The sequence below is a fragment of the Chitinimonas sp. JJ19 genome (genome assembly GCF_036961565.1).
Lineage (GTDB): Bacteria > Pseudomonadota > Gammaproteobacteria > Burkholderiales > Chitinimonadaceae > Chitinimonas.
The window spans coordinates 437,483-463,648 of sequence record NZ_JBAMDD010000002.1 but is presented as its reverse complement, the minus strand read 5'-3'; the positions used below and the strand labels follow the sequence as shown (position 1 = coordinate 463,648).

Annotated in this window: 22 protein-coding genes and 1 pseudogene; 20 read left to right on the top strand and 3 right to left on the bottom strand. The window is 58.6% G+C overall.

Annotated features, from left to right (window positions below; genetic code table 11):
- The 3 genes from V7714_RS04520 to V7714_RS04510 all read left to right on the top strand — a co-directional run.
- Positions 1–359, top strand: a 359-nt coding sequence (locus tag V7714_RS04520; RefSeq protein ID WP_335708638.1) for an RHS repeat domain-containing protein, incomplete at its 5' end; no start/stop codon positions are given.
- A 144-nt stretch (positions 360–503) separates the two neighbouring features.
- Entirely contained in the window at positions 504–1,529 is a 1,026-nt protein-coding gene (locus V7714_RS04515; protein WP_335708637.1) for a DUF4034 domain-containing protein, read from the top strand.
- A gap of 517 nt (positions 1,530–2,046) precedes the next feature.
- Positions 2,047–2,445: a hypothetical protein gene (locus tag V7714_RS04510; RefSeq protein ID WP_335708636.1), complete on the top strand. Its 399-nt coding sequence runs from the start codon at positions 2,047–2,049 to the stop codon at positions 2,443–2,445.
- On the opposite strand, the gene V7714_RS04505 is transcribed toward V7714_RS04510, so the two are convergent.
- The 3 genes from V7714_RS04505 to V7714_RS04495 all read right to left on the bottom strand — a co-directional run bounded on the left by V7714_RS04505 (position 2,411) and on the right by V7714_RS04495 (position 4,183).
- Positions 2,411–2,980: a YceI family protein gene (locus tag V7714_RS04505; RefSeq protein ID WP_335708635.1), complete on the bottom strand. Its 570-nt coding sequence runs from the start codon at positions 2,978–2,980 to the stop codon at positions 2,411–2,413. The genes V7714_RS04510 and V7714_RS04505 overlap by 35 nt on opposite strands.
- A 77-nt stretch (positions 2,981–3,057) precedes the next feature.
- On the bottom strand, positions 3,058–3,606 hold the full coding sequence (locus V7714_RS04500) for a YceI family protein (RefSeq protein WP_335708634.1): 549 nt from the start codon (positions 3,604–3,606) through the stop codon (positions 3,058–3,060).
- Between the two features lie 52 nt (positions 3,607–3,658).
- Positions 3,659–4,183 carry a cytochrome b gene (locus V7714_RS04495; RefSeq protein WP_335708633.1) on the bottom strand — a complete coding sequence of 175 codons (525 nt, stop codon included), beginning with the start codon at positions 4,181–4,183 and terminating at the stop codon, positions 3,659–3,661.
- Positions 4,184–4,412: 229 nt separating this feature from the next.
- Here V7714_RS04495 and V7714_RS04490 point away from each other — a divergent pair, with 229 nt between their 5' ends.
- From V7714_RS04490 to V7714_RS04410, 17 genes and pseudogenes are all read left to right on the top strand, one after another.
- The gene (locus V7714_RS04490) at positions 4,413–6,122 is read left to right on the top strand and encodes an Hsp70 family protein (protein ID WP_335708632.1); all 1,710 of its coding nucleotides are present in this window, start codon (positions 4,413–4,415) and stop codon (positions 6,120–6,122) included.
- A complete protein-coding gene (locus V7714_RS04485) occupies positions 6,122–8,122 on the top strand; it encodes a hypothetical protein (protein WP_335708631.1) in 2,001 nt (666 codons plus the stop codon). The genes V7714_RS04490 and V7714_RS04485 overlap by 1 nt, the downstream gene beginning before the upstream one ends.
- A 215-nt stretch (positions 8,123–8,337) precedes the next feature.
- The gene (locus tag V7714_RS04480; RefSeq protein ID WP_335708630.1) at positions 8,338–9,186 is read left to right on the top strand and encodes a J domain-containing protein; all 849 of its coding nucleotides are present in this window, start codon (positions 8,338–8,340) and stop codon (positions 9,184–9,186) included.
- Between the two features lie 156 nt (positions 9,187–9,342).
- Positions 9,343–11,925, top strand: coding sequence for a CHASE2 domain-containing serine/threonine-protein kinase (locus V7714_RS04475; RefSeq protein ID WP_335708629.1), 2,583 nt, complete (start codon positions 9,343–9,345; stop codon positions 11,923–11,925).
- A 9-nt stretch (positions 11,926–11,934) separates the two neighbouring features.
- Positions 11,935–12,765: a Stp1/IreP family PP2C-type Ser/Thr phosphatase gene (locus tag V7714_RS04470; protein ID WP_290333316.1), complete on the top strand. Its 831-nt coding sequence runs from the start codon at positions 11,935–11,937 to the stop codon at positions 12,763–12,765.
- 18 nt (positions 12,766–12,783) lie between these two features.
- Positions 12,784–13,530 (top strand): FHA domain-containing protein, encoded by a 747-nt coding sequence (locus tag V7714_RS04465; protein WP_335708628.1) that lies wholly within the window; start codon positions 12,784–12,786, stop codon positions 13,528–13,530.
- 6 nt (positions 13,531–13,536) lie between these two features.
- Positions 13,537–15,765 carry a CHASE2 domain-containing protein gene (locus V7714_RS04460; protein WP_335708627.1) on the top strand — a complete coding sequence of 743 codons (2,229 nt, stop codon included), beginning with the start codon at positions 13,537–13,539 and terminating at the stop codon, positions 15,763–15,765.
- A gap of 65 nt (positions 15,766–15,830) precedes the next feature.
- Entirely contained in the window at positions 15,831–16,553 is a 723-nt protein-coding gene (locus tag V7714_RS04455) for a 3',5'-cyclic-nucleotide phosphodiesterase (protein WP_335708626.1), read from the top strand.
- Between the two features lie 12 nt (positions 16,554–16,565).
- Positions 16,566–18,929: an ATPase, T2SS/T4P/T4SS family gene (locus V7714_RS04450; RefSeq protein ID WP_335708625.1), complete on the top strand. Its 2,364-nt coding sequence runs from the start codon at positions 16,566–16,568 to the stop codon at positions 18,927–18,929.
- Between the two features lie 35 nt (positions 18,930–18,964).
- Complete coding sequence (locus V7714_RS04445; RefSeq protein WP_335708624.1) at positions 18,965–20,551, top strand: HD domain-containing phosphohydrolase; 1,587 nt, start codon at positions 18,965–18,967, stop codon at positions 20,549–20,551.
- A 75-nt stretch (positions 20,552–20,626) separates the two neighbouring features.
- Positions 20,627–20,717, top strand: a pseudogene (locus V7714_RS04440) (prepilin-type N-terminal cleavage/methylation domain-containing protein); the annotation flags it as partial.
- A gap of 185 nt (positions 20,718–20,902) precedes the next feature.
- Positions 20,903–21,085: a prepilin-type N-terminal cleavage/methylation domain-containing protein gene (locus V7714_RS20600; RefSeq protein WP_439954227.1), complete on the top strand. Its 183-nt coding sequence runs from the start codon at positions 20,903–20,905 to the stop codon at positions 21,083–21,085.
- A gap of 31 nt (positions 21,086–21,116) precedes the next feature.
- Positions 21,117–21,491, top strand: coding sequence for a hypothetical protein (locus tag V7714_RS04430; protein WP_335708623.1), 375 nt, complete (start codon positions 21,117–21,119; stop codon positions 21,489–21,491).
- A gap of 25 nt (positions 21,492–21,516) precedes the next feature.
- Complete coding sequence (locus V7714_RS04425) at positions 21,517–22,320, top strand: ABC transporter permease (protein WP_335708622.1); 804 nt, start codon at positions 21,517–21,519, stop codon at positions 22,318–22,320.
- A 110-nt stretch (positions 22,321–22,430) separates the two neighbouring features.
- Positions 22,431–23,156 carry a hypothetical protein gene (locus tag V7714_RS04420; protein ID WP_335708621.1) on the top strand — a complete coding sequence of 242 codons (726 nt, stop codon included), beginning with the start codon at positions 22,431–22,433 and terminating at the stop codon, positions 23,154–23,156.
- A gap of 10 nt (positions 23,157–23,166) precedes the next feature.
- Positions 23,167–24,072 carry an ABC transporter ATP-binding protein gene (locus tag V7714_RS04415; protein WP_335708620.1) on the top strand — a complete coding sequence of 302 codons (906 nt, stop codon included), beginning with the start codon at positions 23,167–23,169 and terminating at the stop codon, positions 24,070–24,072.
- A 48-nt stretch (positions 24,073–24,120) separates the two neighbouring features.
- A complete protein-coding gene (locus V7714_RS04410; protein WP_335708619.1) occupies positions 24,121–26,121 on the top strand; it encodes an O-linked N-acetylglucosamine transferase, SPINDLY family protein in 2,001 nt (666 codons plus the stop codon).
- Positions 26,122–26,166 lie beyond the last annotated feature (45 nt).

The window sequence follows — 26,166 nt, the reverse complement described above, 5'->3', positions numbered from 1 at the left end:
ACGTCTACTACCACTACGACCAAAGCCGCCACCTGATCGCCGAAAGCGACGGGCAGGGGCGCACGGTGAAAGAATACCTCTACCTGGACGAGCTACCGGTAGCACTGGTGTGGGAAGGGCGGCTGTATGCCATCCACCCCGACCACCTGGGCACCCCCCGGCTGGTGACGGACAGCCAGCGGCGAGCGAGGTGGCTGTGGCACAGCGAACCGTTTGGCAGCACCGCACCGCAGGAAGACCCGGAGCAGCTGGGGCAGCCGCTGGTACTGAACGTGCGGTTTGCGGGTCAGTACCATGATGGGGAGAGCGGGCTGTTCTACAACGGGTTCCGGGATTATGATCCGCGGACGGGGTCGTAAAGCTGCCACGAAATGAGCTGAAGGGCAGGTATGAGGTCATTATGTCTTTTGGAGTAATAGGGTGGCGTAGTAAACAGGTACTTGCGAGCAATAATTAATTGCTACAAAGACATAAACACTATGGATTTAACAATGGAAAGCTTTATGAAAAGAATTGCCACAGTCTTAATTGCAGTTGTGCTTTCGCTTATTTTTCAGTCCTCTCGGGCTGGCGAATATCTGAAACCAACGTTTGTTGAGCAGAAGAAATATGAGCAGCTGCTGCTGGAGAAGAAGTTCGGGGAGCTGGATAAAGCCGCGAGAGAGGCAATACGGCAGAACTTAATGACAAGCGAAGGTTTGCCTGTATTGGATGCTATCTATACCGGCACCGCTGGCTGTGTCGCTAGACAATGTCAATACCATGGATCAGCTGACTATTGGATTAACAAGAAAAAACTGCTTGTTGCGTGGAAAGCCCATAGCCCCAAATCCATAACGGCAAAGATTGCCAATGCAATGTACTTTCTTGAATTCGGCTGGGGTATGCGAGGAGCTGGCCACGCCAGTAGTGTCACGGACGAACAATGGCAGTTGTTCCATGAAAGCATTGAGAAGGCCAAGTTAGAGTTGCTAGCTGTAAGATCTGTTGGTGCGAATGATCCTGGTTGGTATTCCGCCATGTTATTGGTGGCCTTGGCCCAAGGCTGGGAATCTTCAGACTTCGATAAAGTGTACAGCGAGGCAACAACTAAGTTTCCAACGTATATTCCATTTTACTTTACTGCGGCCAATTACCATTCTGAGCGATGGTATGGATCGCGTGCTGAATTTGATCTTTATGTGCAACGTGCCGCACAGCAAACAAATCAGCGTCTGGGGGATTCATTGTATGCAAGATTAAATTGGTTGCTTTCGTCAAATTCCATGTTTGCCAATGGGCAGGCCGAATGGCCACGGATGCGAAAAGGTTTTGAGCGCATCGTGCGTGATTACCCGGATGCATGGAATCTCAACAATTTTGGCAAGTTTGCCTGTATGGCCGGTGATGCGAGGATACTGCCAGCCATTATGAAAAAAATAGGAGGTGCGCCGATTATTTCAGCTTGGAATTCTCAACGATACTATGAATCCTGTTTGGCCTTTGCAGACGGCGTCGATCCTGATTTTGTCGATAACGTTTCTTTTTAATAAGGAGAAGATAATATCTCAGGGTAACCAATGGGATGGGCCCCTCCTTGCCTTAAGCAGCATCTAGGTGCCAGGCTGGTAGTTTTGATCGCCAGTTAACGGTAAAGAGGAGTCCACTAGACAAGCGAGATGGCATCGGCGGGGTGTGCTTGATGGGCTTGTGGGGTATTTCTTCGGTTGTGTCTGATCTAGTATCTCATTTTTTATGGCGCATCTTGCTGCAGGGAGCGGCTCGATTTGGTCGATGCTTGATACGAAAGGAAAGTCGGATGTTATTTTTCTGGCTGTAAAGCTAATAATAAGCCTGACTTTTCTTGTTGGTGCCGTCAAAATCGCAAGGCATATTACCCGTAAATTTGATCGGCTAGGAAATTAAGTGGCGCTATTGAGGCGGCAGTTAAGCGATACATGCAGTTCAAGATGGGACTAACCAAATGGTCAGTAAGCTGAATTTTTTGATTCACTATAAGGTGTGCTGATTGTTTGTCCGGGTGAATCTACTCCAAGAGAACTCCGCATGGAGTGCTTGATATTATCATCCCGTGAAGCCAAGCCTGACGCAGGACTCCACGCCTACTGCCAGTACGACGCCAGCGGCAACCGCACCTATGACGGCCGCAACCACGACCGAGGCCGGCTGGTGGAAGCCAACGGCGTGCAATACATCGTGGGCGGCCTGGGCCAGTGGGTAGCCAAGATCCAGAGTAATGACACGGTCTACTACCACTACGACCAGTCCCGCCACCTGATCGCCGAAAGCGACAGCCAGGGGAGCAGGAAAAAAGATAAAAAACCAAGGCGACGGATAACCGTCGCCTTGGTTTTTGTTTGCTGCGGCACTGGGCGAGCATCTAGCCTATGCCGCTGCCAATCCATCCCGCTTACTTCTGCTTTTCGGCTTCGACCTGGACGGTGATCTTTACGTCGTCGCCCACGAAGGGCACATAGGCCTTCATGCCCCAGTCGCTGCGCTTGATCACGGTGGTGACATCGGCGCCGCAGACGAAATCCTTGCCCATGCGCATGTCGCACTTCATGGGGGTGATGTTGAGGGTGACGGGCTTGGTCACGCCCAGCATGGTGAGGTTGCCTTCGGCCTTGACGGGCTTGTCACCTTCGAAGACGAACTTATCGGCCTTGACGACGGCGGTGGGGAATTCGGCTACGTTGAAGAAGTCCTTGCCACGCAGGTGGTCGTCGCGCTTGCCCAGGCCGGTTTCGATGGAGCTGGCCTTGATGGTGGCTTCGAGCTTGCCGGTCTTGGCGGCACGGTCCAGCTCCAGGGTGCCCTCGGTTTCCTTGAAGAAGCCACGGGTGATGGAGAAGCCCAGGTGGTTGACTTCGAAGCTGGGGTAGGTGTGGGTGGTATCCAGCACGAACTTCTCGGGGGCGGCCAGGGCGGTGGCGGAGAGGGCGGTGGCGATGAGCAGGGCGGTCAACTTGGTTTGCATGGGTGGAACTCCTTGGGTTTGGGGTGTAACTGGCATTGAGGGTGGGGCTGGCCGGTGGCTGCCCACACGAACGATCTCTACTTTGCTACATACAGCTTGAACTTGACTTGAACGGCGTCGGCGACGGCGCCGACATCGCTCCACTCGCCTTCGCCTATCTTCCAGGCCAGGCGCGAGAGGGGAAAGCTGCCTTCATACCAGCTGCCCTTGGCATCGGGCTTGACGGTGAAGGGGACGGTCAGATTGGCCGTCTTGCCCTTGACCGAGAACTGGCCGGTTGCGCTGAACTTGCCGCCGCCCAGGGGCTTGAACTGGCTGGCGCTGAAGGTGGCCTTGGGGTAGCTGCCGGTATTGAACCATTCCTTCATCTGCACTGCCTGGTTGGCATCGCTGCTGCCGGCATCGGTGGCGGCCAGGTCGACGGCGATATTGACCTTGCCGGTATCGGGCTTGGTGGTATCGAAGGCGATGTCGGCGGCAAACTTCTTGAACTGGCCCTCTACCGGGACGTTCATCTGGGTAAATACGAACTTGACCGAGCTCTTGGCGGGATCAGCCGGGGCGGCCTGGGCCTGGCCGAGGGTGCCGGCGGCGAGCAGGGACAGGAATAGGGCGGTACGACGCATGATGGCTCCTGATAAGGCGGGGCGGTGTTGAGTGACGCTATTCGATTGGAAACTACAGCATTCGTTTCAGTACATCATCCTTCTGGATGAAGTGATGCTTGAGGGCGGCGGCGGCATGGGCCACGGCCAGCAGGACCAGGGTCCAGGCGCCGATCTTGTGCATGAACTTGATGGTGCCGGCGAGTTCCTCGTTCTTGTCCATCAGGTTGGGCAGTTCAACCATGCCCAGCCACACGACCGGGAAGCCCTTGGCGGAGGAATACAGCCAGCCACCCAGGGGTACGGCAAACATCAGGATATAGAGCAGCATGTGGGTGTAATGGGCGACCTGTTTCTCCCATGGCTGCATCTGGGCTGGCAGCTCGGGCGGGCGGTGGCTCAGGCGCCATAGCAGCCGTATGGCCACCAACCCCAGCACGGTAATGCCCAGCCATTTGTGGTAATTGATCAGCTTGAGTTTTTGCAGGCTGAAGCCTTCCATGCTGTCGGTGGTCAGCCCCAGGGCGAAGGCGGCGATGATGCCGAGCGCGACCAGCCAGTGCAGCAGGCGGGCGGGTAGGGTGTATTTGATGGTCATGTTGTCTGCCTTTCCCGGTACGTGGCCGTTATCCGGTTTGATCAACGGCTTCGTTGTTGATGTGCATTATTCCGCCGAGTTCCAAGCAGGGATAGCGGAGCTTTTTAAAGATTTCATTCAGAAAATACGAACAAGGTATGGCGCGCATGACTTCTCTGCGCCGTATTGCGGCCCCCTGACGTAAAATAGACGCTTTATTTTTTGGCGTAGGCCATAAGCGGCGTTTGTCATGATTATCGGTATCGACCTGGGTACGACCAATAGCCTTGTTGCGGTCTGGCGTGATGGCCAGGCAGAGATGATTCCCAATGCGCTGGGCCATGCCCTGACGCCGTCGGTGGTGGGGCTGGATGACAGCGGCGCGGTGCTGGTGGGGCTGGCTGCGCGTGAGCGGCTGATTACCCATCCGCAGCTGACGACGGCAGTGTTCAAGCGCTATATGGGCTCTGATCGGCAGACGCGGTTGGGCTCCCAGCTGTTCCGGCCGGAAGAGCTGTCTGCGCTGGTGCTGAAATCGCTCAAGGCCGATGCGGAACGCTTCCTGGGCGAGACGGTGACCGAGGCGGTGATTACCGTGCCGGCTTACTTCAGCGATGCCCAGCGCAAGGCCACCAAGATAGCCGGGCAACTGGCCGGGCTGAAGGTGGAGCGGCTGGTGAACGAGCCGACGGCAGCGGCGCTGGCCTATGGCCTGCACCAGAACGAGCCGGAAAGCCGCTTCCTGGTGTTTGACCTGGGTGGTGGGACATTCGATATCTCCATCCTTGAGTTGTTCGAGGGGGTGATGGAGGTGCGCGCCAGCGCGGGGGACAATTTCCTGGGCGGCGAGGATTTCAGCGAGGCGCTGATAGACGGGTTTATCGAGGCGGTGGGCAAGCAGCACGGGCTGACCGACAAGCAGGCTGATCCCGTGGTCTATCAGGCACTACGCAAGCAGGCAGAGCAGGCTAAGCGCGGCCTGAGCGGGACGGCCGAGGTGGCGATGGAGCTGCGCTACCAGGAGCAGAGCCTGCGCTGGGCGATAGGCGAGGAGGCTTTTCTCAAGCTTTGCGAGCCCTTGCTGAAGCGGTTGCGCGAGCCGATTGAGAAGGCTTTGCGCGATGCCCGCCTGAAGGCCATAGACCTGGACCAGATCGTACTGGCTGGCGGAGCTACCCGCATGCCAGCGGTGCGCAAGCTGGTGGCCAAGCTGTTTGGCCGCATGCCGGCCATGAACCTGAACCCGGACGAGGTGGTGGCGCGCGGTGCCGCAGTAATGGCTGGGCTGAAGGCGCGCGATGAGACCCTCAATGAAGTGGTGATGACCGATGTCTGCCCCTACTCGCAGGGTATCGAGGTGAGCGAGCAGATTGCGACAGGGCGCTTCCAGCCGGGTTTTTACCTGCCCATCATCGAGCGCAATTCGGTGGTGCCCATCTCGCGCGAGCAGGTGGTGAGCACCATCGTCGATAACCAGATGGCCTTGCATGTCAGCGTTTACCAAGGCGAGAGCCGGCTGGTGAAGGACAATATCTTCCTGGGCGAAATCACCATACCGGTGCCGCCCAGGCCGGCTGGGCAGATCAGCGTGTCGGTGCGGTTCACCTATGACGTCAATGGCTTGCTGGAGGCAGAGATGACGGTGGCCGAGACTGGCGAGAAGCACAGGCTGATTATCGAAGAGAACCCTGGTGTGCTGACGCCGGCAGAGATAGAAGAGAAGCTTGCAGCACTGGCCAAGCTGAAGATACACCCGCGTGAACTGCTACCCAATGCGCAACTGATGGCGCGGGCTGATCGTATGTTCCAGCAAGCGCTGGGTGAGGAGCGGCAGTGGATTGCGCAGGCGACGGCGCGGTTCCAGTCCATGCTGGAGAGCCAGGAAGAAACCACTATCAAGCAGGGGCGGGACGAGTTGAAGACGCTGCTGGACCAGCTTGAAGGCGAAGGCTGGCTCTGATGCCTTGGGATGTACTGGGGCTGGCTGAAACCACCGATGAGCGTGCCATACGGCGCGCCTATGCGGCTAGGCTGAAGCAGACCCGGCCGGAGGACGATGCTGCAGGGTTTGTGCGGCTGCGTGAGGCCTATGAGCATGCGCTGGGCTGGTCGCGCTGGCAGGCCATGCAGGCGCAAGGCGGGGAGCTTGCTGCGGCCGATGGCGAGGGCGCGGTGACCGTGGTGTCTGGCGCTGCGCAGACGGTGGATGAGCGGCCCGTAAGCTCGCCCTTGCCGGCTGTATCGGTATCCGCCATGACAGGCATGCTGGCGGAGACGCCAGCGCAGCCGACCGTACGCACCGTTTGGCAGCGTGATGCCGGCGCCCCGCGTGATCAGGCCCGCGAGGCCTTGCGGCAGGTGGCATTCGACCGGGATATGGACGATGAGCAGGTGCTGGCGCTGGCCGAGCAATATGGCTGGCTGGGTGAGGCACCCCATACCGGCGACGCGCCCATGGAGTGGCTGGCCAGAGCGCGGTCGCGTTGCGCTTATATCCACGCCCAGAAGGCGGTAAAGCTGATCGCGGCGGCGCTGGAGGAGGGCGAGTCGCGGGCTGTGGCGCGGTTTGGCCTGATCGTGCGGGCATCGCGGTGGGAATCGCTGGATGGGCGCGACATGCTCAAGCAGGTGCTGGCCAACTGGCTGCGCGGCAGGACAGAGCCGCCCATGCAGTTGTTGCGGGCGGTTATCGCCTGGGCAGGCTGGCTTGATGATTTCCGTAGCTCTGCGCCCACCATGGCACCCGATGAGATGATGCTGTGCCAGTTGTCTGAGCTGGCGGCGCAGCCAGGGCAGACGGCGGAACCGGCTAGCCTGTTGGCCAAGCTGGAGCGGCTGTGCCATGCCGCCTTCGCACAGGAGCTGGACTCGGAGGCTTTGCTGCAGACGGCCAGGGAGGACGGCTGGCTTGATCCGCAGGCCGATTGGTCGGGCTGGCCGCAAAGCTGGCTGAACCGTGCGGGTGGCCGGGTTTACCAGCTGTGTGCACAGCGTATGCAGCAGGCCTTGGAGGCGGCAGACCAGCAGGATGAGGTCGCGCGTATCGCGGCCTTGCGTGCGGGCTTTGATGACCCGGCCTGGCTGGACGGGGCAGCCCGGCATGCCATGGCCGAGCGGCTGGTGACATTGTGGCGGGAGGAGCCGGAACCGCCCCTGCTGCTATGGGGAGTGCTGGCCCGCTGGGCGGGCTGGCAGGATGCCGATGGCCAAAGCTGTGAGGGCCTTAGCGGTGCGGCGGCCTGGCTGTGCGGACAACTGGATCAGGAGCGGGTCTGGCAGCGCTGGTGCGAAATGGCGGCGGAGGGGGCGCAGCAGAAGGATACCGATGCAGCAGCGCTGCATGCGCTGCTGCAGCCCATGCCTGCCTGGCGCCAGCACTGGCTGGCAGGGCGCTTCCCACTGCAGTTGCGGGTACGGCATGTGCTGGCCTATGTCGAACAGCATTGGCCAGCCTTGTTTACGCGTATTGCGCCCGAGCGGGTGGCTTTCTGGCGGCAGGACAGGCTCAGCCTGCAGGGAGGCTGGTGGCATGGGCTGGTCGCCTGCTGGCTGCCCGCGATACTGCCGGCCATGGGTATCCTGAACCGGGAGGAGCTGACGCTGACCTGGAAGATCCTGCTCTGGTTGGCCACCATGTTTGCCTTGCCAACAGTTCTGGTTTTGTCTGTTGCCACCGTGCAGAAGGGCTGGCGCAGGCTGACGGGGCTGCATCGCCAGCCTGAGCGGCAGGATGTGCTGGCGCGCGCTGCCCGCAATGGCTTCGGTCCGTTGTCGGTCTTGGCGTCCGCCTTGCTGGCAACCTTGGTCGGTACGGCCAGCCAAGCGATCATGGAGATCGAGAGCTGGCTGGCGTTGGCGTTTGCCATGGTGGCGTTTGCTGCGACACTATGGGTTTGGCTTGAGCGCCAGGCGAACAAGCCTGCTGTCGCGCCGGATGAGGATGGCGCCGCAAGCCGCTGACGGTACCCGTATGAGGCGCAGTTTGTGCCTTATCCTTCTTGCTTGCATTGGTAGCGAAACTGATGGGCCGAGATAAGGCGCAAAGGCGTTGAACGGGCTGCTGGTCGCTGCTGACAATACGCCGCCGGCTGCATGGGTGTGAGTAAACCACCTGTTTTTCTGAACCGAACCCCATTGCACCGGCGAGCCGGTGGCAGTGCTGAAAGCCGAATGCCATGCCTGACATGAAATGCTGGGACCGCTTGGGACTGGCGCCCACGCCTGATGAGCGCGAGATCAAGCGTGCCTATGCCCGTTTGCTCAAGACCACCCGGCCGGAGGAGGACCCGGAGGGGTTTCAGGCGCTGCGTCTGGCGTTTGAGGAGGCCATGTGGCAGTCGTCGGAGATGAGCCGTACCCCACCGCAGCCTGTGGTGCCGCCTGATAGCGAGCGTGACCCGCGCGAGGTGGAGGCGGAGGCGCTGCTGCGGCCGCATATCGAAAAACTGGCGGAACTGAATGAGCAGGGCACAGAGGAGGAGGCCATGGCCAAGCTCGAAGCCGTGCTGGACGCCTTTGGCCTGCGCGATGCGGTGGGGCGCGATCCTTTGCTGTGGCAGCTGTTTGAAGACGGCATGTTGTGGGTCTGCTGCGACATTGCCGCCAACCATGATGCCTTCCTGCGCGCCGGGGTGAGCCTGTTCGGTTGGATGGAACCCGATAGCTGGCTGCGGCAGCGCGACCCTAAAACCGTGGACTGGCTGGGCCTGCGCCTGCATGAGGCCGATGCACTGGAAGCCGTGGACGAATTGCTGGCGATGCTGGATGAGGGCGAAGAACAGCTGGCCATCGTGGAGCTGGCGCGCCTGGCCGAGGCGGAAGTGCTGATCAATGTGGACGTGCGGCACCTGTTCGAGGCGGAGCTGATGGTCAGTTTGTCGGAGTATGACAACATACCCCTGCATTTTGCCGGGGCTGCCTTGACCTTGTTTGGCTGGCGCCGCGATCACCGTCACCTGGAAGAGTATCACCCTGATGCCTGGCGGGAATTTGGCCGCAAGATCAAGCCGCTGATCGTATTTTGACCCCGTTCACGCCGCCTTTTGCGCGCGGTAACTGCTGATGGAGTTGTCTGCAAGCCGACTTTTTACCCCGCGAAAATGGCTTGGAGGCTGGCGTTGCGCGCCTTTGCCATCTAATCTTCCTACAGCCCGAAATAGTAACTGGGCCAGGGAGAAATAATGAAGCGTGCTTTTTGGAAGGCTGACTGGTTTGTCGGCATCGTGGTCGTGGTGGTTTTTGCCATCGCCGGTATAGGCACCAATGTGCTGGCCGGCTTGGAGCGCAAAGCCTACGACACCGGTGTAGGCATGACCAGCCGTACCCCAAACGACCGTATCGCCGTGATTGCGATAGACCAGCAGAGCCTCGACAACATAGGCCGCTGGCCCTGGTCGCGCGATGTCCATGCCGATTTCATCAACAAGCTGGCGGCAGCCAAGCCCAAGGTGATCACCAGTACGGTGTTCTATACCGAGCCACAGCAGGACAAGGGGGCCGATTACCTCAAGCAGCTGCTCGACATCTATCGCAAGCAGCATGGCGAGGCTGCCGCCGCTGCGGCAGCGCAGCCGACCATCGCTGCTGATGGCACGGTGATACCGGCCGAGCCTGCGGCGGCGCCCGCGCCGGACAAGTTTGGCGCACTGCTGGAAGGGGCCGTCAGCCAGCTCGATTTCGACAAGCAACTGGCGGACAGCGTGGGCAAGGCGGGCAATGTGTTGCTGCCCATGTTGCTGGAGCTGGGTGAGCCAGTGGGCAATCCTGAGGAAGAAACCCCGGCTTATGTCCTGAAGAACGAGGTGGGTGTGGCCGGTGACCCAGCGTCTGGCTGGCCGATTCCGACCATGTATATGGTGCCGCCTATTCCCCGCATAGGAGAAAAGGCTGCCGGCGTGGGGCATTTGACCGTGCGGCCGGATGCCGCTGATGGCGTGGTTCGCGAGGAGCCGCTGGTCCTGCGTTATTACGATGAGATCTACCCCTCCTTGTCGTTGCTGACGGCGGCCAAGAGTTTGAACCTGGCGCCCAAGCAGGTGACAGTGAACCTGGGCGAGTCGGTGCAACTGGGGGGCATCAACATCAAGACCCAGTCGTATTCCACCTTTCTGACCTACTACTACCCGGATGTGGATGGCCGCTCGGCGATACCCGTGGACTCTTTCTACGATGTGGCCAGCGGCAAGATTCCGTTCACCAAGTACAAGGACAAGATCGTGCTGATCGGGCCGACGGCACCGGGCCTGGGTACCACCATGGTGACGCCCATCTCGGCCGGCACGCCGCCTGTGCTGTCCTTGGCACACAATGTTTCCAGCATACTGCAGCAGGATTATTTCTCTTCACCTGGCTGGAGTGTGTGGGTGCAGCTGGGCTTGTGCCTGCTGGTGGCTGCCTACCTGATTGCACTGCTGCCGCGCCTGGGGGCTGGGCCTGCAGCCATGGTGACGGGCGGCCTGTTTGTGGTGCTGGTGGTGGCGCACTTTGTTCTGATGACCACCCAGCTGCTGTGGCTGCCCATGATGACGCCAGCAGCGTTGCTGATCGTCGGGCACCTGGTGCTGACCACCAAGCGCTTCCTGGTGACGGAACGCCGCAGCGAGGCGTCTGAGCTGTCGGCGGCGGAATCCAACCGCATGCTGGGCCTGGCTTTCCAGACCCAGGGCCAGCTGGATATGGCCTTTGACAAGTTCCGCAAGATTCCCATGGACGACACCATGATGGATACCTTGTACAACCTGGCGCTGGATTTTGAGCGCAAGCGCCAGTTCAACAAGGCGGAGTCGGTGTATCGGCATATGGCCGGTTACAACCCCAAGTTCAAGGATCTGGATCAGAAACTGAACCGGGCCAAGCAGATGGCCGAGACGGTGATACTGGGCGGTGCGGGCAACCGCAGCAATGCCAGCACATTGATACTCGATGGTGGTGCGGTAGAGAAACCCATGCTGGGCCGCTACCAGGTGGAGAAGGAATTGGGCAAGGGCGCCATGGGCGTGGTCTATCTGGGGCGTGACCCCAAGATAGGCCGGGTGGTGGCCATCAAGACCATGGCCTTGAGCCAGGAGTTCGAGGCGGACGAACTGGAGGAGGCGCGCAGCCGCTTCTTCCGTGAGGCCGAAACGGCCGGGCGGCTGAACCACCCCAATATCGTTACCATCTACGATGCGGGCGAGGAGCACGACCTGGCGTATATCGCCATGGAATTCCTCAAGGGCAAGGACCTTGCCCCGCATACCAAGGCCGGCCAGCTGTTGCCGGTGGCGGATGTGGTCAATATCGCCATCCAGACGGCCGAGGCGCTGGACTATGCCCACAAGCAGCATGTGGCGCATCGGGATATCAAGCCGGCCAACATCATGTACGAGATGGACACCAAGATCGTCAAGGTGACCGACTTCGGCATTGCCCGCATTACCGATTCCAGCAAGACCAAGACCGGGATGGTGCTGGGTACGCCCAGCTATATGTCGCCAGAGCAGCTCAGCGGCAAGAAGGTGGATGGCCGCTCTGACTTGTTCAGCCTGGGGGTGATGCTGTATCAGATGACGGTCGGCACACTGCCGTTCAAGGGAGAATCCATGGCGGAGCTGATGTTCCGTATTGCCAATGAGCCGTACACCAACCCCAGGGAACTCAACCCCAATCTGCCTGCCAGCGTCGTGGCGGTGATCGATCGCGCCTTGAAGAAGAACGCGGACGAGCGCTTCCAGACCGGGGCGGAATTCGCCGAAGCGCTCAAGCAGTGCGCGGCTGGACTGTAAGGGGTTGTCATGAAGACACTTGCACACGCAATTGAGATGTATGGGCTGACCGATGCCGGCATGGTACGCAGCCACAATGAAGACGCCATTGTGTTTGAGGCTGACAGTGGCCTGGCCATATTGGCCGATGGTATGGGGGGCTATAACGCGGGTGAGGTGGCCAGCGGTATTGCTACCACCCTGCTGGCCCAGGGCGTCAAGGCGGCCATTGAAGTGGTGCCACCGCATGTGCCGGAGGCGCTCAGCGGCAAGTCTGCCGCTCACCGCATCCTGCGCCTGGAAATCGAAAAGGCCAACCTGGCGATCTTCCAGACTGCCCAGAGCCAGCCACAGTGCGCAGGGATGGGCACCACGCTGGTATCAGCCTTGTTCTACGATAACCGTATGACCTCGGCCCATGTGGGTGATTCGCGCTTGTACCGTCTTCGCGGCGCAGAGTTCGGGCCACTGACCCGCGACCATTCGCTGCTGCAGGAGCAACTGGATAATGGTCTGATTACGCCCGATGAGGCACGCCGATCCCAGAACAAGAATCTGGTGACGCGGGCAGTCGGCATAGATCCACAGCTGGACCCGGAATTGAATGATTTCGAGGTGCAGGTTGGCGATGTCTACCTGCTTTGTTCGGATGGTCTTAACGACATGGTGGATGATGCCGACATTGGTGCGGTGCTGAGTACCGTGTCGGGTAATTTGCCGCTGGCGGCCGAGCAATTGATACAGATGGCTAATGACAACGGCGGGCGCGATAATGTTTCCGTGATATTGATCCGTATTAATCGTAGTTTTGCCGCCGAACGCAGTCTGTGGGCTCGCCTGTTTGGCTGGCTGGCAGGCTGACATAAGAGGACTAAGCAGATGGCCAAACTGATTTTGAGTCTCGATGGCATGGTGCTACGCGAGTTCAAGTTGGAAAAGAACACGGTGACCATAGGTCGCAAACCCCATAACGATCTGCAGATCGACAATCTGGCGGTGTCGGGCGAGCACGCCCGGCTCAGCATGATAGGGGCCGATGTGTTTCTGGAGGACCTGGATAGCACCAATGGCACCCAGGTGAACGGCCAGCCGGTCAAGCGGCAGTTGCTGCAGGATGGGGACCTGGTGGAGCTGGGCAAGTACAAGCTCAAGTTCATGGCCGAGGGGGCTGCCAAGGCTGCCGCTGGCGCGCCGCAGGAAGATTTTGAGAAGACCATGGTGATACGGCCGGGTGGGGTGAAACCCACGGCGCCGGCCGCGCCGCCAGCTGCCGCACCGGGTGCAACGCCCAGCTATCGCGCTGGCGACACCGTGATGGAACTGCCGCCGGCCGCAGCACCTGCTGCTGCACCCGCTGCCGAGGCGCGGGCTGCCGCCATCAAGGTGCTGAGCGGCGCCAATGCTGGCAAGGCGCTGGACTTGGTGAAAAACCTGACCTCGCTGGGCAAGCCTGGCGTGCAGGTGGCCATCATTACCAAGCGGCCCACCGGCTATTTCATTACCCATGTGGAAGGCCCCAGCCGGCCGCTGGTGAACGGGCGGCAGATTGGGGTGCAGGCGGAAGAGCTGAGCGATAAGGATGTGATCGAGCTGGCTGGTGTGAAGATGGAGTTCTTCTACAAGTAAGGCGCCATGAAAACGCTGCGTAAATACTGGCTGCAACTCGCCCTGAGCTTGCTGGTGCTGATCTACTTCATGGGCTATGCCGCCAGCTTCTGGCGGCCAAGGCTGGTGGAGCAGATGGATTTGTGGCTCTACGATGCCCGCGTGGTGCTGACCATGCCGGGTGGCGTAGACCCGCGCGTGGTGGTGGTGGACCTGGACGAGAAGAGCCTGGCGGAAGTAGGGCGCTGGCCCTGGCCCCGCAACACCGTGGCGCAGTTGGTGGACAAGTTGACGGGGGACTACAAGGCTGCGGCAGTGGGCTTTGACATTGTGTTTGCCGAGAAGGACGAGAGTTCGGGCCTGCCGGTGTTGAAGCGTCTGGCCGAGACCGAGTTCAAGGGTGATGACAACTTCAGGCTCAAGCTGAGCGAGTTGGAAGGCAGGCTGGACTACGACAGCCTGTTTGCTGCCAGCCTCAAGGACAAGCCGGTGGTGCTGGGCTACTACTTCAGCTTTGAAGATGGTGCCCGCAAGGCCGGGCAGCTACCCAAGCCGGTACTGCCAGCCGGTATGTTCAAGGGGCGCAACGTCAACCCTATTCCGGCGCCGGGCTATGGCGCCAATCTGCCGGTATTGATGCAGCAGGCGACCTTGGCAGGGCATTTCAATCCGCTGCCGGACTCTGATGGTGTGACGCGCAGGGTGGCCATGCTGGTGGAGCATGAGGGCAAGTACTATGAGTCGCTCTCGCTGGCCATGGTGCGGGCCTACCTGAGCTTCCCCGAGATTGTGCCGCTGTATGGCACAGACTCCTGGCTGAGTTCCTATCAGCCGCTGGAGGGTTTGAAGATCAACCATCTGACCGTGCCGGTGGATCAGTCGGTACGCGCGCTGGTGCCCTATCGTGGCGGGCAGCGCAGCTTCAAGTACATATCGGCTGCCGATGTGCTCAATGGCAAGGCCGATGTCGAAGCCATTTCTGGCCGCCTGGTCTTGGTGGGCACCACGGCCCCCGGCCTGCTGGATTTGCGGGTGGCGCCGGTGGAATCGGTCTATCCGGGGGTGGAGGTGCATGCCAACCTGATAGCCAGCCTGCTGGATAACACCCTGCCTGCCAAGCCGGACTACCTGATCGGGGCGGAGATGGTCTTGTTGCTGCTGGTGGGCGGGACCTTGATGCTGGCCCTGGTGAAGCTCAATCCGCTGCCGGGTACGGTGGTAACGGCGGCCTTGGCGGTACTGGTGGTGGTAGGCGATTTCGCACTATGGAAGTACTCCCAGCTGGATCTGCCGCTGGCATCGCTGCTGTTGAGCATCATGCTGCTGTATGCGATCTCCATGTCGTACGGTTACTTCTTTGAATCGCGCAACAAGAAGCAGATGGCCAGCCTGTTTGGCCAGTATGTGCCGCCCGAGCTGGTAGCCAAGATGAGTGAGCAGCCCGAGAAGTATTCGATGGAGGGGCAAAGCCGCGAGCTGACGGTGCTGTTCTCGGACGTGCGCAGTTTCACCACCATTTCCGAGAGCATGGACCCGAAGGAGCTGACGCGGTTCATGAATGAGTTCCTGACCACGCTGTCGGATGTGATACGCACCCAGTATCTGGGCACCATAGACAAATACATGGGTGACTGTGTAATGGCCTTCTGGGGCGCGCCCATCCATGATCCCGATCATGCACGCAATGCGGTGCTGGCCGGTCTGGAAATGCAGCGCGCCATGGCGGCGCTTGGGCCCAAGATGCGCGAGAAGGGCTGGCCTGAGATCCATATCGGGGTGGGCGTGAATACCGGCCGCATGACGGTGGGCGATATGGGCTCGCAGATACGCAAGGCCTATACCGTGATGGGTGATGCGGTCAACCTGGCCTCCCGGCTGGAGGGCATTACCAAGCAGTATGGTGTGGGCATGATCGTGGGTGAGCAAACCCATGAGGCAGTCAAGGATGGCATCGTGTTCAGGGAGCTGGATAGGGTGAGGGTGAAGGGCAAGGATGAACCCGTCACCATCTACGAGCCCCTGGGTACGGTGGAGGCGGTCGACAAGGCGGTGAAGAAGGAAGTCGATCTGTTCCACGGCACCCTCAAGCACTACCGTAGCCAGAACTGGGACCTGGCTGAGATGCAGCTGATCAACCTGAAGAACCAGAGGCCGGACTGTAAGCTATACCAGGTTTATCTGGATCGTATTGCGTACTTCCGTAAGTCACCGCCGCCCGCCGACTGGGATGGTGTGTATGAGTTTGATACCAAGTAGCCGTCGGCAAGGATAAGAGGATGCGTCTCAAGGTGCTCGGTTGCAGTGGCGGAATAGGCGGTGGTATGCGTACCACCGCCTTTCTGGTCGGCCGCCATACGCTGATCGATGCGGGGACGGGAGTGGGTGACCTGTCGGTGGCCGAGTTGAGCCAGATAGACCGGGTGTTCCTGACGCATTCGCATCTGGACCACATTGCCATGCTGCCCTTGCTGGTGGATACCGTGGGCGCCATGCGCGACAAGCCGCTGGATGTCTATGCCAGCCGGGCTACCCTGGATATCTTGTCTGCCCATGTATTCAACTGGCGGGTTTGGCCGGATTTCAGGGAGATACCCAATAAGGCGGCGCCCTTCCTGCGTTTTGTCCAGTTTGAGCAGGGTGAGACGGTGATACCGGAGCCGGGGCTGAGCGTGACCGCCCTGCCTGCACTGCATACGGTGCCGGCCGTGGGCTACCAGCTGGATTCGGGCAAGCATAGCCTGGTGTTTACCGGGGATACCACGATCAACGATGCGTTCTGGCCGGTGATCAATACCATCGAGAATCTCAAGACGCTGATCATAGAGACGGCGTTCTGCAATCGCGAGCGCGCCCTGGCCGAGGCATCGCGCCATCTCTGTCCTGCCATGCTGGCCACTGAGCTGGCCAAGCTGAACCGCCCGGCTGAAATCTTCATCACCCATTTGAAACCGGGGGAAATTGAACTGACCATGCAGGAAATCGGGGAGGACGCAGCCAGCTTCCGTCCCAAGATGCTCAAGAATGGGCAGATGCTCGACTTCTGATCGCCAAACACCATGAACCAGCCAGCTGCAGCCCCGGAACTCAATATCGAACTGCAATTCATCCGTGATTTGCAGGCGGTGACCAACAAGATACACGCCACCAGCAATGTGGACGAGATCATGCTGGAGGTCAGCCAGTCCATCTGCGAGCTGTTCAATGCGGACAGGCTGACCATCTATGTGCTCAATGACGAGCAGAATGCCATCGTGTCCAAGGTCAAGATCGGGTTGAATTCCTTTAAGGATCTCAAGCTGCCGATCACCGAGCAGAGCGTGGCTGGTTATGTGGCCATGAGCAAGAAGCTAGTGAACATCAAGGATGTCTACGATGTGAATGAGCTCAAGGCTATTCACCCGCAGCTGACCTTCTTGCAGGAAGTGGACAAGCGCACCGGCTACCGCACCAAACAGATGATGGTGGCACCCATAGTCGAGGAAAAGAGCGGTGGCCTGATCGGTGTGGTGCAGCTGATCAACAACCGCGCCGGGCGCCCGTTTCCGGGGCTCACCGAGAAGGGCGCGGTGGAGCTGTGCAAGACCCTGGCCATTGCCCTGAAGCAGCGCCAGCATGGCGGCCCCTTTGTGGCGCGTACCAAGTATGACTATCTGGTGCTGGACGGGGTGCTGTCTGCCGCTGAGCTGGAACTGGCCATCAAGGGGGCCCGCGAGCATGGCACTGAGATTGAAGACATCCTGCTAAAGGAGTTCAAGGTCAATGCCGCCCAGGTGGGTGCCTCGCTGGCCCGCTTCTTTGGCGTGGAGTACGAGCCCTTCAAGCCCGACCGCATCAAGCCCCTTGATCTGGTCAAGAGCGTGAAACGTGACTTTGCCGAGATGGCGCAGTGGCTGCCGGTGGAAGAAGGCAAGGATGGTGTGATGATTATCACGCCAGACCCGGAGAAAGTACGCAGCAGCGGCATGGCCGGCCAGGTGTTTCCCGGCAAGAAGCTGATCTACCGGGTATGTAGCCTGCGTGAGTTTGGCCAGTCGCTGGATTTGTTCTTTGGCTCTAGCTCCGCCATGGATGGCAGCTCCATTGGTGATCTGCTCTCGGGTTTGTCCGAGGACTCCGATGAAGTGGAGGGGGTGAGCAGCGAGGCGCTGTCATTGGCGCAGGACAATGAGCTGGTCAAGCTGGTCAACAAGGTCATTGTGGACGCCTACCAGCAGGGTGCGTCCGATATCCATATCGAGCCGTTTCCCGGCAAGGGCAAGACCGAGATACGGTTTCGCAAGGATGGCTCCCTGCAGCCCTATATCGAGGTGCCTTCGGCTTATCGTGACCCTATCGTCACCCGGCTCAAGATCATGTGCGACCTGGATATCTCGGAGCGCCGCAAGCCGCAGGACGGCAAGATCAAGTTCAAGAAATACGGGCCGCTGGATATCGAGCTGCGGGTGGCGACCGTGCCGACGGCGGGCGGCATGGAAGACGTGGTCATGCGTATCCTGGCCTCGGGCGAGCCCTTGCCGCTGGACAAGATGGGTTTCAGCAAGCGCAATGACGAGACGCTGCGCAAGGTCATCTCCAAGCCCTACGGCCTGTTCTTTGTCTGCGGCCCGACCGGTTCGGGCAAGACAACCACCCTGCACTCAGTGCTCAAGCACCTGAATACTTCCGAGACCAAGATCTGGACGGCGGAAGACCCGGTGGAAATTACCCAGAAGGGTTTGCGGCAGGTACAGATGAACCCCAAGGCGGGGTTGACCTTTGCCGTTGCCATGAAGGCCTTTTTGCGGGCCGACCCCGACATCATCATGGTTGGGGAAATGCGGGACAAGGAAACCACCAGCACCGGCATCGAAGCTTCATTGACTGGCCACCTTGTGTTGGCCACCCTGCATACCAATTCGGCGCCGGAGTCCATCATCCGCTTGCTGGACATGGGGATGGACCCGTTCAACTTCTCCGATGCGCTGCTGGGTATTCTGGCCCAGCGCTTGGCCAAGCGCCTGTGCGCCAAGTGCAAACAGGCCTACCAGCCTGATGAAGCTGAGCTGAAGCTGATACTGGCCGAGTATGCGGAGGAACTGAAGAATACAGCCAGCTGGGCCAAAGACCCTGCTGCAGCACAAAAGGCGCTGCTGGACGAGTGGCGGCGCGATTTTGCAGACAAGGACGGCAAGTTCACCCTGTACAAGCCGGTGGGCTGCGAAGCCTGCAATAACACGGGCTACAAGGGGCGCGTGGGCTTGCATGAGTTGCTGGTGGGCACCGACGCCGTGAAGAAGCGCATACAGGAACACGCGCGCGTGGCCGAGCTGCTTGCAGTGGCCTTGGATGAGGGCATGCGTACCCTGAAGCAGGATGGCATAGAAAAGGTATTGCAGGGCGTAACAGATTTGCACCAGGTGCGGGCGGTCTGCATCAAGTGATCGAGCAGTGGATGACAGGAGAGGGGTGCGGCACCATGCAAAGCGCCGACCAGCTCATGCAGCGGCTGGAGATGCTCAATGCGATCGGCATTGCGCTCTCCAGTGAGCGCAATATCGGCAATCTGGTCGAACTCATCCTGCTCGCCGCCAAGAACCTAGTCAATGCCGATGCCGGTACGCTGTACCTGGTAGAGGGCGACACTCTCAAATTCGAGATAGTCCGCACCGATTCGCTAGGGATAGCACTGGGCGGCAGCACCGGCCGCGTCCCGCCCATGCCGCCGATACCGTTGCATCTGGGCGATGGCGTACCCAATACCAGCACGGTTGTGGGGTGTGCGGCCTTGCTGGGGGAGACCTTCAATATCCCAGATGCCTATCAGGCCGTAGGGTTTGATTTCTCCGGCACCAAGCGCTTTGATGCAGCCAATGGTTACCATTCCAAGTCGTTTCTCACCGTGCCCATGCGCAATCATGAGAACGAGATCATTGGTGTGCTGCAGCTGATCAACAAGCTGGCGCCCGATCGCAGCATTGAGGACTTCAGCACCGACGATCAACGCCTGGTTGAGTCTCTGGCCTCGCAGGCGGCCATTGCGCTGACCAACCGGCATCTGATCAACCAGCTGGAGAACCTGTTCGAGGCCCTGATCAATCTGATCAACACCGCCATCGATGACAAGAGCCCCTATACCGGTGGCCATTGCGAGCGGGTACCGGTACTGACCATGATGCTGGCCGAGGCCACCAGCAAGGCCAACTGGGGGCCGTTCAAATCCTTCCATATGACGGAGAAGGACCGCTATGAACTCAAGATAGCGGGCCTGCTGCACGATTGCGGCAAGATCACCACGCCTGTGCATGTGGTGGACAAGTCCACCAAGCTGGAAACCATTTTTGACCGCATAGCCCTGGTGGATACCCGCTTCGAGGTGCTCAAGCGTGATGCCGAAATTGCCCACCTGAAGGGTGAACTGGATGCGGAGGCCTACGCGGCTCGCCTGCTGCAGTATGCAGACGACAAGGCTTTCCTGCGCCGTACCAATCAGGGGGGCGAGTTCATGCGGCCGGAGGATCAGGCCAGGGTGCGCGGCATAGCAGCCTATGTCTGGAGCGGTACTGACGAAAATTGTCAGTCTGTGCCGTTCTTGAGTGAGGACGAGGTCACCAACTTGGGTGTGGCGCGCGGAACCTTGACCGATGCGGAGCGGCAGATCATCAACCACCATATTGAGGTGACCATACGCTTGCTGGAGGCCCTACCCTGGCCGCGCCACCTGACCAATGTGCCGGAATATGCAGGTGGGCACCATGAGCGCATGGATGGGCGGGGCTACCCTAGGGGACTTACGCGGTCACAAATGAGCGTGCAGGCACGCATGATGGGTATAGCGGACATATTCGAGGCGCTGACGGCGCGGGATCGCCCCTACAAGCCGGGCAAGACCCTGTCGGAGTCGCTGGGCATATTGGCGCGGATGACGCGCGATCAGCATGTAGACCCGGATCTGTTCGAGATATTCATCCGCGAGAAGGTCTATATGCAATACGCTAGGATGTTCTTGGAGCCTGGGCAGATTGATGCTGTGGATGAGGTGCAATTGTTGGCCATGGCAGGCTAGTAGTGGCGGTGTGCGATAGCTGGCATGCAGATTGCTCTACGCATAGTAAGGCAAGTAAGTTCATTGGTGGCTGCTATGTGTGTGACTCGTCAGTCGGGTTTTACGCTGATAGAGCTGATGATCGTGGTTGCGATCATTGGTATTCTGGCAGCCATCGCCATTCCTCAGTTTAGCGAATATACCAAGCGCGGTGAGGATAAAGCTGGGCAGTCTGATGCTAGGAATTTCCTAACCCTGGCGCAGGCAAATAGTGTTTAGTGTCTGGCACGATAGTTGCTCTTGTTGCCGAAGTATCGATGTAGTGTTGATGGCTTGCATAGGGTGAGCCAGACTCGACAGAAGGAGAAGTTCATGAAGCGCCTGCAAAAGGGTTTTACCCTGATCGAACTGATGATCGTTGTTGCGATCATCGGTATTTTGGCAGCCATTGCCATCCCTCAGTTCAGCGAATACACCAAGCGTGGTGAAGATAAGGCTGGTCAGTCTGACGCCCGGAACTTCCTGGGTCAGTCCATTGCGAACAGCACTGAATAATTCACCCGCCAAAGATTAAGGAGTTTTTGCTATGAAAAAGAGTATTCTGCTGGCTAGCCTGTTGGCTACGTTCTTCGCAATCAATGCAAGCGCTGCTGTTACTAGCCCGTGCACTGGTAGTGCAGCTGGTGGTAAGACCACTATTGCTGGTGGTACCCTGGGTACGGACTTCATCATCCGTGATTTCTCCCTGGCTTGCTCTAAGAATGTGTTCCTGAGCTACAACTGGAATGCTACCTCCGCTTGGGTTGCCGCTGGTTCGGGTAAGGGTGCTACGATTTTCGGTGGTACGACTGAAGGCGGTGGTGGTGCAAACTGTCTGAATAAGACCGCAGGCTTGAAGCCCGATGCCACCAACGTTAGTGCTGCATTGGCTAACGCTGAGACTGCTACCTTCTGTAAGTAAGGTGAGTTTGGGCGCATAAAAACTTATGTGGTCTTATTGCCTGACCGCGTGGTACTCCGGCTTTCGTGGCCGGAGTTTTCACGCGGTATTTGCTTTTACATTGCTGCTTCTAGGGGTGGCCTATCTGGGGGCCTCTTTCTCTGCAAGGCAGCCGCAGACTGTGGCGCTCGATATCGGCTTTTCTGCCGTCCGTTTCTCCTTGGTGCTCATGTCGCTGTTCTGGGTGCAGGAACTGGTCGGTAAGGAGCTAGAGCGCAAAACCATCTTGTTTGCTTTGACTTATCCAAGGCCACGCAGTGACTATCTGTTAGGGCGCTACTTTGGCATAATTTCTTTGTTGGCGTTGGCGACCCTTGTCTTGGGTGTGGCTTTGCTATTGATTACCAAGGTGTCGACCTGGGGCTATTCTCAGCCCTATGGCGTGCTGCTAGGTGGTGCGTATTGGTTGGCATTGTTTGGCCTGTGGCTGGATGCCTGCGTGGTGACGGCTTTTTGCCTGGCGATCTCGAGCGTTGCGACCAGCGCGATTCTGCCCTTTGCGGTAGGTGCTTGTTTTGCTATTGCGGCAAAAATGTTGGGTCCGGTGGCAGGTTATCTCGCGCGCGGCGCAGAGGGGGATGCTGACTTGGTGGCTAGCTATGGCACGACCTTGGATGCGCTGCTGCTGGTGATTCCTGATCTGAGTCGCCTGGACTGGCGTGAAATGTCACTGTACCAACAGGCACTACCATTCGAATTGATCGCGGGTGCGATAGTCATGGCGGTGGCCTACATTGTCATACTGCTAAGTGTTGCTGCGTTGGCATTCCGTCAGCGGGAATTTAGTTGATGCGCTGGCGGCATGTTAGCTGGTGGCTGATGTTGGCCGGTGCCGCGTTAATCTATGGGTGGGCATCTAGCCATCTTAAGGCGCTACCGCGCGCTGTTGCAGTTGAAGACATGAAGGTTTCGACGCCTATACCAGTGCAACTCCTGTTGGCTGGCGGCGATAGATTTCTTGCTGCCAATATTGCAGTGTTCAGGGCGCTAATGCTGCGAACGGATAGGGCTCAGGAAGAGGCGATTCCTGTCTTGGCGAAAGTGCAGCGTGATGCTGCTTGGTTGAATCCGGGCCATGCCGATAATTACTACACTGCGGCCGCCATTCTGGCGTGGCAGGGGCAGACTGGTTCGGCGAAGTATGTGCTTGAACGTGCAATACCTGCCCGCCCTGGCGATTTGATGCCCTCGTATTTCCATGCTTTCAATCTATTCCATTTTGCCAAGCAGCCTCGTGAGGGCGCACAGGTGTTGCTTGCCGCAGCAGCGCGCAGCAGCAATGAGGAAGAACAGCTTAGCCTGCGTGATCTTGCGGCGCGCTGGTTGAGTAGTGAACCCGATACACGTGCCGCCATTCTCTTGATCAAGAAGATGGCTGAGCAAAGCAGGCATGTTGGCTTCAAGCGCTACCTGGAGGCTCGAGCTGCCAGGATGGAGGGGCTGGAGCAGTTGCGGGAGGCGCACGCTCGGTTTACTGCAGCCTTTGGCCGGCCCCCTGCATCACTCGATGAATTGGTCGAGCGCAAGATGATTGCACGAATACCGCAAGACCCTTTGAAACTTGGTTACGCGCTGAGTCCTAAGGGTGAACCTATCTATCAGCGCCGTGTTCCGGCAGCGCAGTAAAAGTGACGCTATGACTGTAGTGATTCAGCTCGAGAGGCTGTCCAAGACTTATTCAAGGCGATGGCGCAAGCCGGTTCATGCGTTGCAGTCGCTGGATTTGACGGTGATGCAGGGCGAGGCGTTTGGTTTCGTTGGTGCCAACGGGGCGGGTAAGAGTACTACGATCAAGTTGTTGACCGGGGCTATGAGGCCCACTTCAGGCCATGGGCTGCTAATGGGGCGCCCTTTGGATGACCACAAAAGTCGTGCTTCGCTGGGTTATGTGCCTGAAAATCCTAGCCTATACGATTACCTGACCCCGTTGGAGGTTTTGGGGATTAGCGCGCGCATGCGTGGAGTACAGGGGGATGTCAAGGCAGAAAGCATGCGCTGGCTTGAGCGTTTTGGCATCGCGCACGTGGCGAAGAAGTTGATACGTGATTTCTCCAAAGGGATGGCGCAACGTACCGCATTGGCGCAGGCGATGGTTGGAAACCCCGGATTATTGATACTGGATGAGCCCCTTTCAGGGCTTGATCCTTTGGGGCGGCGCGAGGTGGTGGATATACTTGCCGAGTACCGTAACAATGGCGGCACGATCTTTTTTACCTCTCATGTTCTGCATGATGTGGAGCGGATTGCGGATCGCTTTGGCTTGATACACCAGGGTGAGATGCGGATGGTGCGTAGCCCGGCGGATCTGGCGCGAGAGGATAGCCGCGTGCAGATACGCTCCATGGGATCTACGGCAGTGGCTGGCATGAAAAGAGACGTTGGTGAACGGTGGGCAATCGAGTTGCCACATGATCAGGTCTGGATGCAATTGGAACGATTGCGTGATGCGGGCCACCAGATCGTTGAAGTCCGCGCTTCGCTCTCGCTAGAGCATTTGTTTATGCAAACTGTGCAGTCGGGCTCTGTTGGCAATACGGATTGACCCTTTTCCGCCCTGCGGGCGCCAGCCACTTCAGCCGTGTCGAGATTCATGAAACCAGCAAAATTTGAGAAGAAACGCCAACAGGCTGGCGTGCGTGTGATGGCTGCGTTCGCGGCAAAGGAATACGTATTGCTTGAGCGCTTGGCGGGCGAGTACCTCACCCAGTTCCCAGACGATGCGTTTGGTGTCAAGGCCATGGCCAGCAGTCTGTTGGCGCAGTCGCGCTTCGTTGAGGCAGAACCTTGGCTGCAGCGGGCGGTTACACTGGCGCCCGATGATGATGAAGCCATTAATAATCTCGCAGTTTTCCTGGTTAGGATGGGACGGCTGGACGAGGCGACGCCGTTGTTTGAGCGGGCGTGCAAGTTAGAGCCGAGCAACGAGTGGCGTCTAGGTAACCTGGCACGCTGCTATCGGCTGCAGGGTAGAGTAGACGAAGCGGAGGCAAAATATCGACAGGCCTTGGCGCTAAGCCCGGGTGATCTGGCGCTGAAATCTGGCTTGGGCGAACTGTATTACCGCGTCGGACGTTTGAACGAGTCAATACCCTTGCTGGAACAAGCCGCCCGGCAGCGGCCTATGGATGCGGAGTTGCTGGCTGCCGCACTGGTTTTAAGTAAGCGATACCAAGAGGCTGTTCAAGTCAGTCGGTCTGCGCTGGCGGCGATGTCAGACGAAGTTGCTCTACTTGCGCAATTGCTTCATGCCGCTCAACACCTGTGCGACTGGATATTGGTTGCTGAGGTTGCGACGAGGCTTCATGTCATTTGCGAGAGAGAAAGGCAGCTCCAGATCCCGCCATTCCTATCGTTGACGATACCGGGTTTTGGTAGAAAGCGGCATAAAAGGATTGCTGAAAGTTTTGGAGCCAGCCGCTTTAAGGATAGTGTATCGATGCACGTTCAGCCCGCAGATGCAGCTTCGAAGCCTCGTTTGCGATTGGGTTATATGTCTGCTGATTTCCATGAGCATGCTACGGCATATCTCTTGGCAGGTGTATTGGAGCAGCATGATCGGAATCGAGTAGAAGTCTTTACCTACTCTTATGGCGTACACGATACCAGCCCTATGCGCCACCGGCTTGCTGGCGCTAGCGATGTTTTTCGGGATATGTACACATGTTCATATCGAGAGTCCGCTGAAGCTATTGCCGCAGATAGGATAGATATCCTGATTGATCTCAAGGGATGGACCCAGAATGAGCGGCTGGCCATTTCATCCATGCGACCTGCGCCCGTCATTGTAAATTGGCTTGGTTACCCCGGTAGCCTAGGCTTACCGGTATTGGCCGACTACATTATCGGTGACAAATGGGTAACGCCGATCGAGCATGCCGATGGCTATAGCGAAAAAATTGCCCAACTGCCGCATAGCTATCAGCCCAACGATAATACACGTATTGTCCGTAAAGGGGCCTCCAGGGTCGAGCATGGCTTGCCGGAAGGCGCTGTCGTCTACTGCTCGTTCAACCAGTGTTACAAGATCACGGAGCCGGTCTTCAAAGTATGGTGCGAGGTGCTCAGGCAGGTTCCGAATGGCGTGCTTTGGCTGCTAAGGCCCGCAGATGAGGCGGCCAGAAAACTGATTGAGGCGCTGGCTGGAGAAGGTATCGAGCCGGAACGTCTGATATGGGCTGGGGATATGGACTTGGACGACCATCTCGCCCGTCTGACGCTGGCTGATGTGGCCCTGGATACGTCGCCGGTGGGGTCGCATACGACGGCCAGTGATGCCTTGCGCGCGGGAGTGCCGCTGGTGACGTGCCCTGGTGAGATATTTGCCAGCCGCGTAGCTGCCAGCTTGCTAGCGGCTTTGGATATGGAGTCCTTGATTGTTTCTAGCTGGGAAGCGTATATCGCGCTGGCGGTGAAGATGGGGGTGGACGCGAACTATCGACAGCAAGTGAGAAGTTGTCTGGCAGGCAATCTGTTGACCGCACCGCTTTTCGATACCCCGCGCTTCACTCGCAACCTTGAGCGATTGTATGTGAGCATCTGGCAAAACCATCTGGCGGGCAAGCATGAGCATCTCTTGTCTGTTGATGATTAAGTAGGGTGGGCAGCGTTGAAAAGCCCTTGAGCTGGCCAATCTGCG